Origin of the sequence: Streptomyces sp. ITFR-16, from assembly GCF_031844705.1 — a bacterium.
Taxonomy (GTDB): domain Bacteria; phylum Actinomycetota; class Actinomycetes; order Streptomycetales; family Streptomycetaceae; genus Streptomyces.
Genome location: NZ_CP134609.1, coordinates 3,828,804 through 3,843,274, shown reverse-complemented (window position 1 = coordinate 3,843,274; position 14,471 = coordinate 3,828,804). Strand labels below are relative to the sequence as shown.

Genomic DNA, 14,471 nt, shown 5'->3' with positions numbered 1-14,471 from the left:
GTCACTGCATCCGGGATCCGCCGCCCACGGCCGGGAATCCCGGCTGAGGCCGCAGACCGAAGGAGGCACCATGGCCAGGGTCAGGGAGCTGATCAGCTACCCCGTCAAGGGCTGCGCCGGTACGTCGGTGAGTGATGCGCTCCTGACACCGGCCGGCCTCGCGTACGACCGCAGTTTCATGGTCATCGGCGAGGACGGGGTCTTCCGCACGCAGCGCCGGCATCCTCGTCTCGCCCTGATCCGGCCCGCCGTCAGCGCCGACGGCACCCGCCTCGCGCTCGACCTGGCCGACGACGCGGACGGTCACGGTGCGGTGCACCTCGACGTGACGACGTCCGCGCCGCGCCGTGACGTCGATCTGTTCGGCACCGCGTTCCGGGGGATCGACCAGGGGGACGACGTCGCCGCCTGGCTCTCGGGGGTCCTCGGCACCCCCAGCCGTCTCGTCCGTGTGCCGCCGGAGCACGACCGGATCGCCGACGGCCTGGTCTCCGGCCCGTCCGGCTACGCCGACAGCAGTGCCGTGCACCTGCTGTCCGTCGCCTCCCTCGACCTCCTCAACCGGCGGATGGCCGAGCGGGGCGCCCCGCCGCTGCCGATGAACCGCTTCCGCCCGAACATCGTCGTCGACAGCTGCGAAAGCGGCGACGACTGGGCGGCCGTACCGCACGCCGAGGACCGCGCACGCCGCGTCACCATCGGCGCCACCGAGCTGGGGTACGCCAAACTCGCGGTGCGCTGTGCCGTCACCCTGGTCGCGCAGGAAGCCGGAGCGCGGCGGGGGCCGGAGCCCCTGCGCACGCTCGCCGGCTACCGGCGGGCGGCGAGCGGGGGCGTCGTGTTCGGCGCGAAGTTCTCCGTGATCACGCCGGGGAAGCTGTCGGCCGGCGACGAGGTGGCCGTCACGGAGTGGGGCGACGCCGAGCGCTGAGGGCGGCATGACGCAGCACTCACAGACGGGTCACAGGCTCAGCACACAGGCGTGACAGCGCGGCTGGCGAGTGTCGTTCCATGCGAACCGACACTCCCTGGAGCACCCTGCCGGCCCGGGACCACCTCCTGGCCGGCGCGGCCGGTGCGGCAGGTGCCCCCGTACTCGATGTGGTGGTACCCGTCTACAACGAGGAGAAGGACCTCGAACCGTGTGTGCTCAGGCTCCACGACCACCTGGCACGCACCTTCCCGTACGCCTTCCGGATCACCGTCGCGGACAACGCCAGCACCGACCGCACCCCCGAGGTCGCCCGCCGGCTGGCGCGGACGCTGCCCGGGGTGCGGTCGTACCGGCTGGAGGAGAAGGGACGCGGGCGGGCCCTGCGCACCGTCTGGACCGACTCGGACGCCCCGGTCCTCGCCTATATGGACGTGGACCTGTCCACCGACCTCAACGCGCTGCTGCCGCTGGTCGCCCCGCTGATCTCCGGCCACTCCGATCTGGCCATCGGCTCGCGGCTGGCCCGGAGTTCGCGGGTGGTGCGGGGCACGAAGCGGGAGTTCATCTCCCGGGCCTACAACATCATCCTGCGCTCCTCGCTGGCCGCCCGGTTCAGCGACGCCCAGTGCGGGTTCAAGGCGATCCGCCGCGAGGTCGCGCAGCGGCTGCTGCCGATGGTCGAGGACACCGGCTGGTTCTTCGACACCGAACTCCTGGTGCTCGCCGAGCGGGCCGGGCTGCGCATCCACGAGGTGCCGGTCGACTGGGTCGACGACCCGGACTCCACGGTCCACATCGTGCGGACGGCCGCCGAGGACCTGAAGGGCGTGTGGCGGGTGGGGCGGGCGCTGGCCGTCGGCGCGCTCCCGCTGGACCGCCTCGCCCGGCCCTTCGGCGACGACCCGCGCGACCGGGGCATCGGCGGGGTGCCGCGCGGACTGGCCCGGCAGCTGGTCGGGTTCTGCGTCGTGGGCGCCCTGTCCACCCTGTTCTACCTCGCCCTGTACTCGCTCTTCCGGCTCGGAGTCGGCCCGCAGCTCGCCAACGGCGGCGCCCTGCTGGTCTCCGCCGTCGCCAACACGGCGGCCAACCGCAGACTCACCTTCGGGGTACGCGGCCGGGGCGGCGCGGTCCGCCACCAGGCGCAGGGCCTCGTGGTCTTCGCCATCGGACTCGCCCTGACCAGCGGCTCGCTGGCCGCCCTGGGCGCCGCCTCCGGATCGCCCGCGCACTCCACCGAACTCGCCGTGCTGATCGCCGCCAACCTCGCGGCGACCGTGCTGCGGTTCCTGCTCTTCCGCGCCTGGGTCTTCCCCGACCGCGACCGGGGCGGTGACACGGGCGGCCCGCCGGCCTCCCCGTCCGCCGGTCCCGCCGACGCCCCCCACCACGAACTGAGGAACGCCCGATGACCACGCTCGACCACCTCCCGGCACCGCCCCGGAGCGCGACGGCCCACGCACGGTCCGGCCCCTCGTGGGCCCGGCGCGCGTGGCGGGGCCGCCCCGAGGACGCCCGCTGGGTGCGCCCGGCCTTCCTCGCCCTGCTGCTCGCCATCACCCTGGCCTACCTCTGGAACCTCAGTGCCTCCGGCTACGCCAACTCCTTCTACTCGGCGGCCGTGCAGGCCGGGAGCCGGAGCTGGAAGGCCTTCTTCTTCGGCTCGCTGGACTCGGCCAACGCCATCACCGTCGACAAGCCCCCGGCCACGCTCTGGCCGATGGCCCTGTCCGTGCGGATCTTCGGCCTGAACTCCTGGGCCATCCTGGCCCCGCAGGTGCTGATGGGCACGGCGACCGCCGGGGTGCTGTACGCGGCCGTGCGCCGCCGCTTCAGCGCCGCCGCCGGGCTGATCACCATGGCGGTGTTCGCGCTCACGCCCGTCGCCGCGCTGATGTTCCGCTTCAACAACCCGGACGCGCTGCTGGCCCTGCTGATGACCGTCACGGTCTACTGCGTGCTGCGCGCCATGGAGCACGGCCGCACCAAGTGGCTGGTGTGGGCGGGTGTCGCGGTGGGTCTCGCGTTCCTGTCCAAGACGCTCCAGGCCTTCCTGATCCTGCCGCCGCTGGCGGTGCTGTACGCGGTGTTCGCCCCGGTCCCCGTACGCAGGAGGTTCGGCCAGCTGGGGCTCTCGGCGCTCGCCCTGCTCGTCTCGGGCGGCTGGTGGGTGGCGGTCGTCCAGCTGTGGCCCGCCTCCTCGCGCCCGTACATCGGCGGTTCGCAGAACAACTCCTTCCTGGAGCTGACCTTCGGCTACAACGGGCTCGGCCGGATCAACGGCGAGGAGACCGGCAGCGTCGGCGGCGGGGGCGGACCGGGCGGCGGAGCCGGCGGCCAGTGGGGCGAGACCGGCATCGGCCGGATGTTCAACTCCGAGATCGGCAGCCAGATCTCCTGGCTGCTACCGGCCGCGCTGATCCTGCTGGCCGCGGGCGTCTGGCTGACCTGGCGGGCGAAGAGGACGGACACCGCACGCGCGGCCTTCCTCGCCTGGGGCAGTTCGCTGCTGATGACGGCGGCCGTGTTCAGCTTCATGGCCGGCATCTTCCACCAGTACTACACGGTGGCCCTCGCCCCCTACCTCGCGGCGCTGATCGGCATGGGCGCCACGGTCCTGTGGGAGGAGCGGTCCCGCTGGTGGGCGGGTGCCGCGCTCGCCGCCGCGGTCGCGGTGACGGCCACCTGGTCGTACGTCCTGCTGGGCCGGACCCCGGACTACCAGCCCTGGCTGCGGCCTGCCGTGCTCGGCGTGGGAATCGTGGCCGCGCTGGGGCTGCTGCTCGTGGCCCGGCTGGGGCGCCGACTGGCGCTCGCCGCCGTGGGGCTGGGGCTCCTCGCGTCGCTGGCGGGGCCGACGGCGTACACCGTGAGCACGCTGAACACCGGCCACCAGGGCTCGATCGTCACGGCGGGTCCCTCGTCCGGCGGGATGGGCGGCGGCCCCGGCGGAGGCGGCGGGCGGGGCGGCTTCGGCGGGATGCGGCCGCCGGGCCAGGGCGCCCAGCAGGGCAACCAGCAGGGCGGCGGCACGGGACAGCCCCCGACCGGCACCCCGCCCGGCGCCTCACAGAACGGCCAGACCGGCCGGACGGGCCGGACCGGGCAGCAGCCCGGGGCCATGCCCGGCATGGGCGAGGGCTTCGGCGGCGGCCGGGGCGGCGGGGGCATGGGCGGACTGCTCAACGGCGCGTCCGTCGGCACCGAGGCCAGGAAGCTCCTGGAGAAGAACGCCGGCGACTACACCTGGGCCGCCGCCGCCATCGGCTCCCAGAACGCCGCCAGTTACCAGCTCGCCACCGGCGACCCGGTCATGGCGATCGGCGGCTTCAACGGCAGCGACCCGTCCCCGACGCTCGCCCAGTTCAAGAAGTACGTCCAGGACGGCCGCATCCACTACTTCATCTCCAGCGGCGGGGGCGGCGGCGGAGGCGGCATGGGCGGCAGCGGCACCTCCTCGCAGATCTCCTCCTGGGTGGAGAAGAACTACAAGAAGGTCACCGCTGGCAGCGCCACCTTCTACGACCTGACCCGGCCGACGGGCTGAGACTCAGCGCCGCAGCAACAGGTCGGCGACGACGGGGCGGTGGTCCGAGGCAAGCGTCTCGGGCACCGCCGCGTCGCGTACCCGCACGGTGTCCTTGGACACCGCGACATAGTCGATCCGCTGCGCCGGGTCCTGCGCCGGATAGGTGGGCGCGCCCGGTTCGACGTCGTGGAGGGTCTCCCAGAGCGGGGTCAGTTCCGGCGCGTCCGGCGCCGCGTTGAAGTCGCCGAGCAGGATCTGCCGGACCGGCCGCCGCTCCGCGCGCCGGTCCTCGGCCATGATGCGCCGGGTGTCGGCCACCTGGGCGATCCGTACGGAAGGGTCGCCCCGGTAGTCGAGGTGCGTCGCGTACACGTGCACCGGCAGCCCCCGCACCTTCAGCACCACCTCTCCGAAGCCGGGCGCGGGCGCCGGCACCGGGTTGGGGTCCTGGGTGGAGAGCCGGGTGATGGCGTGGTTCTCGGCGCTCACGATCCGGTACCGCGACAGCACGGCGACCCCGAACTCGCGCCGGGGAGCGCCCGGTTGTGCCGGATCCAGGCTGTAGATCGGGGCGAACGAGACCCGCATGCCGAGGCGCCGGGCCAGCTCGGACGCCAGGTCGCGCCACTCGCTGCGGGCGTCCCAGTGGACATCGACCTCCTGGAGCCCGATCACGTCCGCGTGCAGCGAGCGGAGCTCCGCCGTCTGCCGCTCCAGGTCGAAGACGTTGTCCATGCCGGCCCCCGCATGGATGTTGTACGTGGCGACCCGCAGGGGCACGAGCTGCCCGGGGCCGTGCCCGGCGGCCGTCGCGGGAGGTGTGAGCACCGTCCCCAACAGGCCTGCCGCCAGCAGGACTTCCACCGTACGACGACGCAGTGACATATCACTCCAGCCCTTGTCGGATCAGCGACCGGCACCGTATCGCGGGAAAGCCGGTTGTACGCGGCGCATGCGTGGCTATACGGTGTACAGCCGATTCCCTGTACACCGTATAGGGCCCAGACCGCACGCCCGGGAGTCCGAATGACGGCGACCTCCGCCGAGCAGAACCACCTCGCGTCGCCGAGCCATCCACAGCGCTGGCTGATCCTCGGCGTCATCTGTCTCGCCCAGCTCACGGTGCTGCTCGACAACACCGTCCTCAACGTGGCGATCCCCTCCCTCACCAGGGAGCTGGACGCCTCCACCGCCGATGTGCAGTGGATGATCAACGCCTACTCGCTCGTCCAGTCCGGCCTGCTGCTGACCGCAGGCAGCTCGGCCGACCGCTACGGCCGCAAGAAGATGCTGATCGCCGGGCTCGCCCTGTTCGGCATCGGCTCGCTGGTCGCCGGGCTCGCCCAGACGTCCGTGCAGCTGATCGCCGCGCGGGCGGGCATGGGCATCGGCGGCGCGCTGCTGATGACCACCACCCTCGCCGTCGTCATGCAGATCTTCGACGAGACCGAGCGGGTGAAGGCGATCGGCATCTGGTCGACCGTCAGCTCGCTCGGCTTCGCCGTCGGTCCGCTGATCGGCGGGGTCATGCTCGACCACTTCTGGTGGGGCGCGATCTTCCTGATCAACATCCCGGTCGCGGCCGTCGCGCTGGTGGCCGTGGCCCGGCTGGTGCCCGAGTCGAAGAACCCCAGCGGCGACCGCCCCGACCTGCTCGGCGCGCTGCTGTCCACCATCGGCATGGCCGCCGTCGTGTACGCGATCATCTCCGGGCCCGAGCACGGCTGGACCTCCGGCCGGGTGCTGCTGACCGCCTTCACCGGGGTCGCCGTCCTCACCGGCTTCGCGCTGTGGGAGCTGCACATCCCGTACCCGATGCTGGACATGCACTTCTTCCGGAACCAGCGGTTCATCGGCGCGGTCGCGGGCGCGATCCTGGTCGCGTTCGGCATGGGCGGCTCGTTGTTCCTGCTCACCCAGGAGCTGCAGTTCGTGCTGGGCTACGGGCCGCTTGAGGCCGGTCTGCGGACCGCCCCGCTCGCCCTCAGCGTCGTCGCGCTCAACCTCACCGGTCTCGGCGCGCGGCTGGTGCCCAGGCTCGGCACCCCCGTCACCATCGCCTCCGGGATGGGCCTGCTCGCCGCCGGTCTCGCCGTCATCGCCCTGGCCGGCGGGGGCGGGTACGGCGGCACGCTCTGCGGCCTGCTCGTGATGGGCGTCGGCATCGCCCTCGCCATGCCCGCCATGGCCAACGCGATCATGAGCGCGATCCCGCCGGAGAAGGCGGGCGTGGGCGCCGGGATCAACGGCACCCTCGCCGAATGCGGCAACGGCCTCGGGGTCGCGGTGCTCGGCGCCGTCCTCAACTCCCGCTTCGCCGCGCTGGTCCCGTCCGCCGTCGGCGCCGCCTCGCTGCCCGCCGCCCTGGCCGCCGCGGACGGTGCGGGGGAGCGGCGGGCGATCACGGACGCCTTCTCCTCGGGCCTGGAGACCAGCATGCTGGTGGGTGCGGTGGCCGTCCTGGCCGGCGGACTGCTGGCCGCGGTGCTGCTGCGCCGGGCGGAGCGGGGAGAATCGTCGCAGGCTGACCCGGCCGCGGCAGCGGCATAGCATCGGGCGGGACGTACCGGACCGTATGAATCCGTTTTTCGGGCAGGGAGTACGGATCCGGTTCGTCCCGCCGGCGAGACGAGGGAGTGCGCCATGGTGTCCGCGGCCGACCGCGTGAAGGACCCTGCCAGGACCAGCGTGTGGCTGAACCACCGGCCACCCGCGCGGGGCCGCAGATCGGCCCAGCCCGCCGGGCTCGACCGGGACAGGATCACGGCGGCCTCGGTCGGGCTGCTGGACGCCGAGGGCCTGGCGAAGTTCTCCATGCGCCGGCTCGCCGCCGAGCTGAACGTGACGGCCATGTCCCTCTACTGGTACGTCGACACCAAGGACGACCTCCTGGAGCTGGCCCTCGACTCCGTCTACAGCGAGTTCACCCCGCCGCCCCGGGACGCCCCCTGGGAGGCCCGGCTGCGCGCGGTGGCGACCGCCTACCGCGAGCTGCTGGTCCGGCACGTCTGGGTCTCGCCGCTGGCCGGGAAGTTCCTCAACCTGGGCCCGCACTCGATGCTGATGTCCCACACCGTGCAGGACGTGATCGGTGCGACCGGCCTGCCCCGCGAGAGCCGGACCGGCGCGCTCTCGGCGGTCTTCCAGTTCGTGTACGGATTCGGCACGGTCGAGGGCCAGTTCGCGCAGCGCAGCGCGGAGGCGGGGCTCACCCAGGACGAGTACTACCAGCAGGCGATGACGGCGGTCCGGGACCAGCCGCAGCTGGACGGGCTCGTGGAGTCGGGGCAGGACCTCATCGGGGCGCGCGGCGCCACCACCGTCCAGGACATGCACGAGCGGGACTTCACCTTCGCGCTGGACCTGCTGATCGCGGGCATCCACGCGATGCGCGAACGCGGCGCGAGCCCGGCCTGATCCGAACGGAAGGCCCCGCCGCCTTCTGCGACTCCTGCCGAGCCCGCCCCTGTCAGCGGTGCTTCCACGCTTTTCCACGCATCCGATCCGGCTTTCCCACGCAATCAGGAGATCTCTCATGTCCAAGCGCATTCTCTCTTCGTCGCTCGTCGCCGCGGTCGCCCTCGGCGCGGCGGCCTACGGCAGCCTCGCCCTGGCCTCGACCCCCACGGAGCCGACCCTGGAGCACGGATCGGCTCGCTATACGGCTCCGTCCGGCAGCAGTGCGGGCTCCTTCACCTACACCGTGGACGTGAGCGACGACTCGGGCATCCGCAGCCTCAAAGTCCTGCCCTGGCCCGCGAGTTCGCACCTCGACCCGACCGAGGCGGAGCTCGGCCGGGTGGAGGAGGCGAAGTGCCGGAGCACCTCGGACGGGGCCGCCCGCTGCACCTACACGATGAAGGTGACGAAGCGGGAGGCCGACCTGAACAAGGGCACCTGGCACCTCTCGGCGCTGGCGACGGCCAAGGACGGGGGCACGACGTTCGTGCCCCGTGCCACCACGTTCGACATCACACGCTGACACGCGGCACAACCGTCGCTCGGTGAGGCGGTCTGCCGGAAGTGCCTTCCGGCAGACCGTTCCCCGTACGCAGGCCGGATCAGTAGCCGCGCGCCGGGTCGACGGCGAGCGCCGGGACGCGCCCCGCCGACAACTCCCGCAGGCACACGGCGAAGTCCGTGACGATGTCCTCGTCCGCCGTGATGCCGGCGGAGTGCGAGGTGATCACCGTACGGGGCAGCCGCCAGCAGGGATCGCCGGGCGCCGCAGGCTCGTCGGCCAGCACGTCGAGCACCGCACGCCCCACCGCCCCGGTGCGCAGCGCCGCCTCCAGCGCCCCCAGGTCCGCGGTCGCGCCCCGGCCCACATTGAGGAACGTGGCCCCGCCCATCGCGGCGAACCGGTCCGCCCCGAAGTACCCGGCCGTCGCCCCGGTCAGCGGAAGCGCGGCGACCACCCAGCGGGCGGCCACCGGTTCGTCCGCAGCCACCACCGCGTCGAAGCCGGGCGGTACGGCGCGCGGGGTGCGGGTCACACCCACCGTCCGGACTCCGCAGGCCCGCAGCAGCCCGGCGACGGCGGAGCCGATCCGCCCGGTGCCGTGCACCGCGGCGGTCTGCCCGGCGACGAGCTCGGAGGGGATCCGGCGCCACTCGGCGCGGGCGTGCTGCGCGGCGAACTCCGGGACCGACTGGCACTCGGCCAGCACCCAGCCCAGCACGTACTGCGCGATCCGCTCGCCCATCCGGCCCACCGTCCGGGTCAGCAGCACCTCCTCGGGCCACGCCCCGGCCCCGAGCAGCGCGTCCGTACCGGCGTTCACGCTGTGGAACCAGAGCAGCCCCGCCCCGCGCGCCTCCTCGGGAAGCGAGGCGCCCACATACACCCGGGGGCCGCCGCCGCGCCGGTGCCGCGCTCCACGGGACGCCCGGCGGCCCGCGCCAGGGTGGCCGCCGCCGCGTCTCCGACCTCGGGCCCGGCCAGCAGCCGGGCCCGTGCCAGCTCGTCGGGCCGGGGCAGCGGGACGTTCACGGGATCAGGCCTCCGGGGCCAGGTGTGCCGGGAAGCCGCCGGTGGCGACCGGGCTCCACCGCTCGGGCGTGATCCGGATGATCGACTTGCCCTGCTTCACCATCGCCGCCCGGTACTCGTCCCAGTCCGGGTGCTCCCCCGAGATGTTCCGGAAGTACTCGACGAGCGGCTCGACCGAGTCCGGTGCGTCGATCACCTCGGCCGAGCCGTCGATCTGCACCCACGGGCCGTTCCACTCGTCGGACAGGACGATCACGCTGACCCGCTCGTCCCGCTTGGCGTTGCGGGTCTTGGCCCGCTCGGGGTACGTCGAGACGACGATCCGGCCCGCGTCGTCCACGCCGCAGGTGAGCGGGGAGCCCTGGGGACGGCCGTCGGACCGGGTGGTCAGCAGGATCGCCCGGTGCCGGGGCCGTACGAAGGCCAGCAAGTCGTCGAGTTCCACAGCGGTGTTGGTCGCGATGTTGGATGCCATGGCACGACCCTACGGTTGGGGGCGGTCAGACGGCCGGAAGGGCCTCGCCCTGCACGGCCTGGATGTCGAGCTTCACCCGCAGCGTCGTGCCGATCGCGGAGATGCCCGCCTGGACCACCTGGTTGTAGTTCATGGCGAAGTCCTCGCGGCGCAGCTCGGCCGTGGCGCTGAACGCGGCGCGCGTCCCGCCCCACGGGTCGGGGCCGGTGCCGAGGTAGCTGAGGCCGAGGTCGACCGGGCGCTCCACCCCGTGCAGCGCGAGCACACCGTGCACGGTCCAGCGGTCGGGGCCGGCCGGGGTCAGCCCGCCGGAGCGGTAGGTGATCTCGGGGAAGCGCTCGGTGTCGAGGAAGTCGGGCGAGCGCAGGTGCTTGTCCCGCATGCCGTTTCCGGTGTCGATGCTGGCCGCGTTGATGACCGCGTCCACCCGGGAGTTCTGCACGTCCTCCGCGATCTCGATCCGGCCGCCGAAGTCGGTGAACCGGCCGTGCACGCTGGAGATCCCCAGGTGCTGCGCGACCGCGCCCACCGAGGAGTGCGCCGGGTCCAGCGACCAGGCGCCCGGCGGCGGCAGTTCCACCCCGCCCTGGCGGGCCAGCACCACCGTGCCGGCCTCGACCCGTCCGCTCGCCGTGACGAGCGCGGTGGAGGCGGCGGGTGCGTACCCCACGGCCGTCACGATCACCGTGTACGCGCCCGCGGACAGCGGGGTGTCGGTCCGGACCGCCCCGTCCTCGTCGGCGGCGGCCCGCAGCACCTGCGTACCGGTCATGTCGGTGACCGTCACGACCGCGTGCTGGACGGCCCAGCCGTCCCGCGTGCGTACCTGTGCGCGAAGTCCCATCCCGTTTTCTCTCCTTGCTCCATGACCCGTCCGCTCACCGGACCCGGCCACTCAATGAGTCGGGCCCCGGGGCGGGGACGGCAGGCCGTCCCCTGCCTGCCGTCCCCACCGCCGGGGCCCATTTTTCCGCCGGCCGGGACAGCCTCTCCGCTCGAAGTGCCGTCCCGCCAGGGGTCTTGACTACTCGCCCGGGTGGACGAGCTCGATGTCGTGGCCGTCGACCCCGCGACCGGCCACGGTCAGGGCGCCGGCCACCGGCGGGTAGCCGGTCGCGATGACCGAGTACTCGCCCGCGTCCAGGTCGGCGAAGGCGTACGCCCCGTCCTCCCCGGTCGTCGAGGTGGCGACCACGTTGCCGGCCGCGTCGACCAGCGTGACGCGGGCGTCCGGCAGCGGGCGGCGGGCCACACCGGCCCGTACGACGCCCTGCACCAGCGCACCGGACTGCAGCGCGGCGTCGACCCGGGTGACACCCTGGCCGCCGATCTCCACGGGCAGTGCCAGCGGACGGAAGCCGGCCGCGTTGACCGCGACGGTCACCGCGCCGGGGACCAGCTCACCGAAGGTGAACTCGCCCGTCACGCCGGACTTCCCGGTGGCCAGTACGTCGCCGCGCACATCGGTCACGATGACCATGGCGCCCTCGACCGGGGTACCGGCGTCGGCCGCCCGCACGGTCCCGGCCAGGCCGCTCGTACCGGACAGCAGGATGTCGAAGGCCAGCGGCTCGTCGCCGACGACCACGGTGGACGCCTGCGGCTGGAAGCCGTCGGCGGACGCGATCAGGACGTACGAACCGGCGCCCGGGGCGTTCAGGGCGTAGCTGCCGTCGGCCTGCGCGGCGGCGATGCCGAGCTGGCGGCCGCCCAGCGAGATCAGGGTGACGGCGGCCCGCGCGACGGGCGTGCCCTCGGCTCCGCGCACCACACCGTGCACCGCAGTGCCCGGCGCGGTCACGGCCGGGGCGTCCTCCAGGGTGTCGACCGAGGTGACCCCGGCCGCTCCCTCGGAGACCAGCGCGGCCGTGCTGGACGGGACCTCGGCGAGCGCCTCGGCCTCGGCGGGTGCCGGGGCGTCGTTGCCGGCGTTGGTCCGCAGCGCGACCTCCTTGATGAAGATCGTGATCAGGAAGGCGACCAGCGCGGCCGGCGCGGCGTAGAGGAAGACGTCACCGACGCCGTGCCCGTAGGCGGCCTCCACGACCGTGCGGAAGGGCGGGGGCATCTTGTCCAGGTCGGGGATGCCCCCGCCGCCGGTGCCGCCGTGGCCCAGGGCCGCGCCCTGCGGACCGAGGTCCGCCAGGCCGTCCTTGACGTAGTGGGTGACGCGGTTCGCCATGACGGCGCCCAGGGCCGAGACCCCGATCGCACCACCGAGCGAACGGAAGAAGGTGACGACGGAGCTGGCGGAGCCGAGGTCCGACGGGGCCACCTGGTTCTGCGTGGCGAGCACCAGGTTCTGCATCATCATGCCGATGCCGAGGCCCATCACGAACATGTAGATCGCGATGTGCCAGTACGTGGTGTCGTACCGGATGGTGCCGAGCAGGCCGAGTCCGGCCGTGACCAGGAAGCCACCGCTGACCAGCCAGGCCTTCCAGCGGCCCGTCTTGGTGATGATCTGGCCCGAGACGGTCGAGGAGATGAACAGACCCGCGATCATCGGGATCGTCATCACACCGGACATCGTCGGCGACTTGCCGCGCGCCAGCTGGAAGTACTGGCTGAAGAAGACCGTGCCGGCGAACATCGCGACACCGACGAACAGCGAGGCGAGCGAGGCCAGGGTGATGGTGCGGTTGCGGAACAGCCGCAGCGGGATGATCGGCTCGCTGGCCCGCGACTCGGTGAGCACGAACAGCAGCCCGAGCACCACGGATCCGGCCAGCATCACGCCGGTCTGCCAGGACATCCAGTTGTACTTGTCACCCGCGAAGGTGACCCAGAGGAGCAGCAGGGAGACGGCGGCGCTGATGAAGAAGGCACCGGTCCAGTCGACCTTGACCTCGCGCTTGACGACCGGGAGCTTCAGGGTCTTCTGGAGCACGATCAGGGCGATGACCGCGAACGGCACACCCACGTAGAAGCACCAGCGCCAGCCCATCCAGCTGGTGTCGGTGATGACACCGCCGAGCAGCGGGCCGCCGACGGTGGCGACGGCGAAGACCGCGCCGAGGTAGCCGCTGTAGCGGCCGCGCTCGCGCGGGGCGATCATCGCGGCCATCACGATCTGGGCGAGGGCGGAGAGACCGCCGACGCCGATGCCCTGCACCACACGGCAGGCGATCAGCATGCCGCTGCTGGTCGACATACCGGCGACGATCGAGCCCGCGACATAGATGATCAGTGCTATCTGGACCAGCAGCTTCTTGCTGAACAGGTCCGACAGCTTGCCCCACAGGGGGGTGGTCGCCGTCATCGCCAGCAGCGAGGCCGTGACGACCCAGGTGTAGGCGCTCTGGCCGCCGCCGAGGTCGGAGATGATCTCCGGCAGGGCGTTGGAGACGACGGTGGACGACAGGATGGCGACGAACATGCCGAGCAGCAGCCCGGTCAACGCCTCCATGATCTGCCGGTGTGTCATCGGCGCGCCGTCGGAGGAGTCGTGTCCTCCGTGCTTGGCGTGGCCGCCCCGCACACCGGTTGGTGTGGTCGTAGCCATTTAGATCCTTCTCTTTGCTTCTGTTACACGGGTGTACGGGTGTACGAGCCGTCGTGGCTGTCGGCGTGCCGGGAGCGGCAGTCGACGCTGTGCTTCCCGGGGACGCACCCGCCGGCGCCGCGACAGGAGAAGCTGTCGCGCAGCCGGGCCAGCAACGTGTTGAGCTGTCCGACCTCTTCGTCGGACCAATCCTGAAGATGAAGGGCGAACATCTCGGTCGTCCGGCAGTTCAGATCGTCGAGTACGCCCTCGCCCGCGGGGGTCAGCCGCAGGATTCGGGAGCGTTTGTCCGCCGGGTCCGGGGACCGCTCGATCCAGCCCCGCTCCGCCACATGGGCCACATGGCGGCTGGTCACCGACATGTCCACGGCGAGGAGCTCGGCCAGCCGGCTGATCCGCATCTCACCGTGCTGGCTCAGCAGAGCCAGCACGGCGGCGGAACCGGCCGGGCACTCGGCGGGCAGGATGCGGGCGAGACCCCGTTTGACCGCCCCGATGGCGCTGAGCTGCCGGGCCAGTTCTTGGTACTGACTCCGTGCGGCCACGAGACCCCCAGACATCACCGGTCATCTTGTTGCTTAGGGCAAGCATAGAAGCTGTTGGTTGCTGCAGGCAAACGAAAAGGGGCTTGCAGAAGTAAAGGAACGCAAAAGGCTGCGTACGGTGCGAGTCAAACCCGCAGCGTCTGCGGTAGAGGAGGTACGGATGTGTCTCGCGCCACACGAGGGGCGCCCGGGGCGGCCTCCCGGCGCCCCAGGGGTTGGGCGGTAGGGACGAGTTCGCTAGGGTCCTGCGACATGGCACACAATCCCCACGCCCCGCAGGGTCCCGAGGGCACCAGTGACCCGGCAGGCAGCACCCAGATGTTCCGCGCGTTCGTCGACGAGGGCGAGCCGCGGCGCCGGCAGCAGCCCGCCGCCGTGTCCTCCGGACCGAGGACCGGACTGATCGCCGCCGTCGTCGCGGTGGTCGTCGTGCTCGGCGCGGTCGCCTGGCTCGCCTTCGGCTGATCCGCCCGCCGGTCCTCCCGTCCCC

General features: G+C 72.4%; 12 protein-coding genes and 1 pseudogene. 7 read left to right on the top strand and 6 right to left on the bottom strand.

From position 1 onward, the window contains the following. The first annotated feature begins 70 nt into the window (after positions 1-70). From RLT58_RS17150 to RLT58_RS17140, 3 genes are all read left to right on the top strand, one after another. A complete protein-coding gene (locus tag RLT58_RS17150) occupies positions 71-931 on the top strand; it encodes an MOSC domain-containing protein (RefSeq protein ID WP_311311252.1) in 861 nt (286 codons plus the stop codon). An 80-nt stretch (positions 932-1,011) separates the two neighbouring features. After that, entirely contained in the window at positions 1,012-2,346 is a 1,335-nt protein-coding gene (locus RLT58_RS17145) for a bifunctional glycosyltransferase family 2/GtrA family protein (protein ID WP_311311251.1), read from the top strand. Then, a complete protein-coding gene (locus RLT58_RS17140) occupies positions 2,343-4,481 on the top strand; it encodes an ArnT family glycosyltransferase (protein WP_311311250.1) in 2,139 nt (712 codons plus the stop codon). The genes RLT58_RS17145 and RLT58_RS17140 overlap by 4 nt, the downstream gene beginning before the upstream one ends. A gap of 3 nt (positions 4,482-4,484) precedes the next feature. Here the strand turns inward: RLT58_RS17140 and RLT58_RS17135 are convergent, their stop codons facing one another. After that, positions 4,485-5,348, bottom strand: a complete 864-nt coding sequence (locus RLT58_RS17135) for an endonuclease/exonuclease/phosphatase family protein (RefSeq protein WP_311311249.1) — start codon at positions 5,346-5,348, stop codon at positions 4,485-4,487. A gap of 141 nt (positions 5,349-5,489) precedes the next feature. Here RLT58_RS17135 and RLT58_RS17130 point away from each other — a divergent pair, with 141 nt between their 5' ends. The 3 genes from RLT58_RS17130 to RLT58_RS17120 all read left to right on the top strand — a co-directional run bounded on the left by RLT58_RS17130 (position 5,490) and on the right by RLT58_RS17120 (position 8,445). Then, positions 5,490-7,013 carry an MFS transporter gene (locus RLT58_RS17130; RefSeq protein WP_311311248.1) on the top strand — a complete coding sequence of 508 codons (1,524 nt, stop codon included), beginning with the start codon at positions 5,490-5,492 and terminating at the stop codon, positions 7,011-7,013. Between the two features lie 93 nt (positions 7,014-7,106). Continuing rightward, entirely contained in the window at positions 7,107-7,880 is a 774-nt protein-coding gene (locus RLT58_RS17125; protein ID WP_311311247.1) for a TetR/AcrR family transcriptional regulator, read from the top strand. A gap of 118 nt (positions 7,881-7,998) precedes the next feature. Then, entirely contained in the window at positions 7,999-8,445 is a 447-nt protein-coding gene (locus RLT58_RS17120; RefSeq protein WP_311311246.1) for a DUF5707 domain-containing protein, read from the top strand. A 79-nt stretch (positions 8,446-8,524) separates the two neighbouring features. On the opposite strand, the pseudogene RLT58_RS17115 reads toward RLT58_RS17120, so the two are convergent. The 5 genes and pseudogenes from RLT58_RS17115 to RLT58_RS17095 form a co-directional block, all read right to left on the bottom strand. Continuing rightward, positions 8,525-9,456 (bottom strand): annotated as a pseudogene (locus RLT58_RS17115) (NAD(P)-dependent oxidoreductase). Between the two features lie 4 nt (positions 9,457-9,460). Further along, complete coding sequence (locus tag RLT58_RS17110; RefSeq protein WP_311311245.1) at positions 9,461-9,931, bottom strand: PPOX class F420-dependent oxidoreductase; 471 nt, start codon at positions 9,929-9,931, stop codon at positions 9,461-9,463. Positions 9,932-9,956: 25 nt separating this feature from the next. After that, complete coding sequence (locus RLT58_RS17105) at positions 9,957-10,775, bottom strand: YceI family protein (RefSeq protein ID WP_311311244.1); 819 nt, start codon at positions 10,773-10,775, stop codon at positions 9,957-9,959. Positions 10,776-10,955: 180 nt separating this feature from the next. After that, positions 10,956-13,436, bottom strand: a complete 2,481-nt coding sequence (locus RLT58_RS17100) for an MFS transporter (RefSeq protein WP_311311243.1) — start codon at positions 13,434-13,436, stop codon at positions 10,956-10,958. 23 nt (positions 13,437-13,459) lie between these two features. Further along, on the bottom strand, positions 13,460-13,981 hold the full coding sequence (locus tag RLT58_RS17095; RefSeq protein ID WP_311311242.1) for a MarR family winged helix-turn-helix transcriptional regulator: 522 nt from the start codon (positions 13,979-13,981) through the stop codon (positions 13,460-13,462). 252 nt (positions 13,982-14,233) lie between these two features. On the opposite strand from RLT58_RS17095, the gene RLT58_RS17090 reads away from it, so the two are divergent. Beyond that, entirely contained in the window at positions 14,234-14,446 is a 213-nt protein-coding gene (locus RLT58_RS17090) for a hypothetical protein (RefSeq protein WP_311311241.1), read from the top strand. Positions 14,447-14,471 lie beyond the last annotated feature (25 nt).

Bases quoted from the DNA above. Each gene is read 5' to 3' on its own strand.
- RLT58_RS17150 (WP_311311252.1), top strand. From the start codon at position 71: ATGGCCAGGGTCAGGGAGCTGATCAGCTACCCCGTCAAGGGCTGCGCC.
- RLT58_RS17140 (WP_311311250.1), top strand. From the start codon at position 2,343: ATGACCACGCTCGACCACCTCCCGGCACCGCCCCGGAGCGCGACGGCC.
- RLT58_RS17125 (WP_311311247.1), top strand. From the start codon at position 7,107: ATGGTGTCCGCGGCCGACCGCGTGAAGGACCCTGCCAGGACCAGCGTG.
- RLT58_RS17130 (WP_311311248.1), top strand. From the start codon at position 5,490: ATGACGGCGACCTCCGCCGAGCAGAACCACCTCGCGTCGCCGAGCCAT.
- RLT58_RS17120 (WP_311311246.1), top strand. From the start codon at position 7,999: ATGTCCAAGCGCATTCTCTCTTCGTCGCTCGTCGCCGCGGTCGCCCTC.
- RLT58_RS17105 (WP_311311244.1), bottom strand. From the start codon at position 10,775: ATGGGACTTCGCGCACAGGTACGCACGCGGGACGGCTGGGCCGTCCAG.
- RLT58_RS17110 (WP_311311245.1), bottom strand. From the start codon at position 9,931: ATGGCATCCAACATCGCGACCAACACCGCTGTGGAACTCGACGACTTG.
- RLT58_RS17135 (WP_311311249.1), bottom strand. From the start codon at position 5,348: ATGTCACTGCGTCGTCGTACGGTGGAAGTCCTGCTGGCGGCAGGCCTG.
- RLT58_RS17090 (WP_311311241.1), top strand. From the start codon at position 14,234: ATGGCACACAATCCCCACGCCCCGCAGGGTCCCGAGGGCACCAGTGAC.
- RLT58_RS17145 (WP_311311251.1), top strand. From the start codon at position 1,012: ATGCGAACCGACACTCCCTGGAGCACCCTGCCGGCCCGGGACCACCTC.
- RLT58_RS17100 (WP_311311243.1), bottom strand. From the start codon at position 13,436: ATGGCTACGACCACACCAACCGGTGTGCGGGGCGGCCACGCCAAGCAC.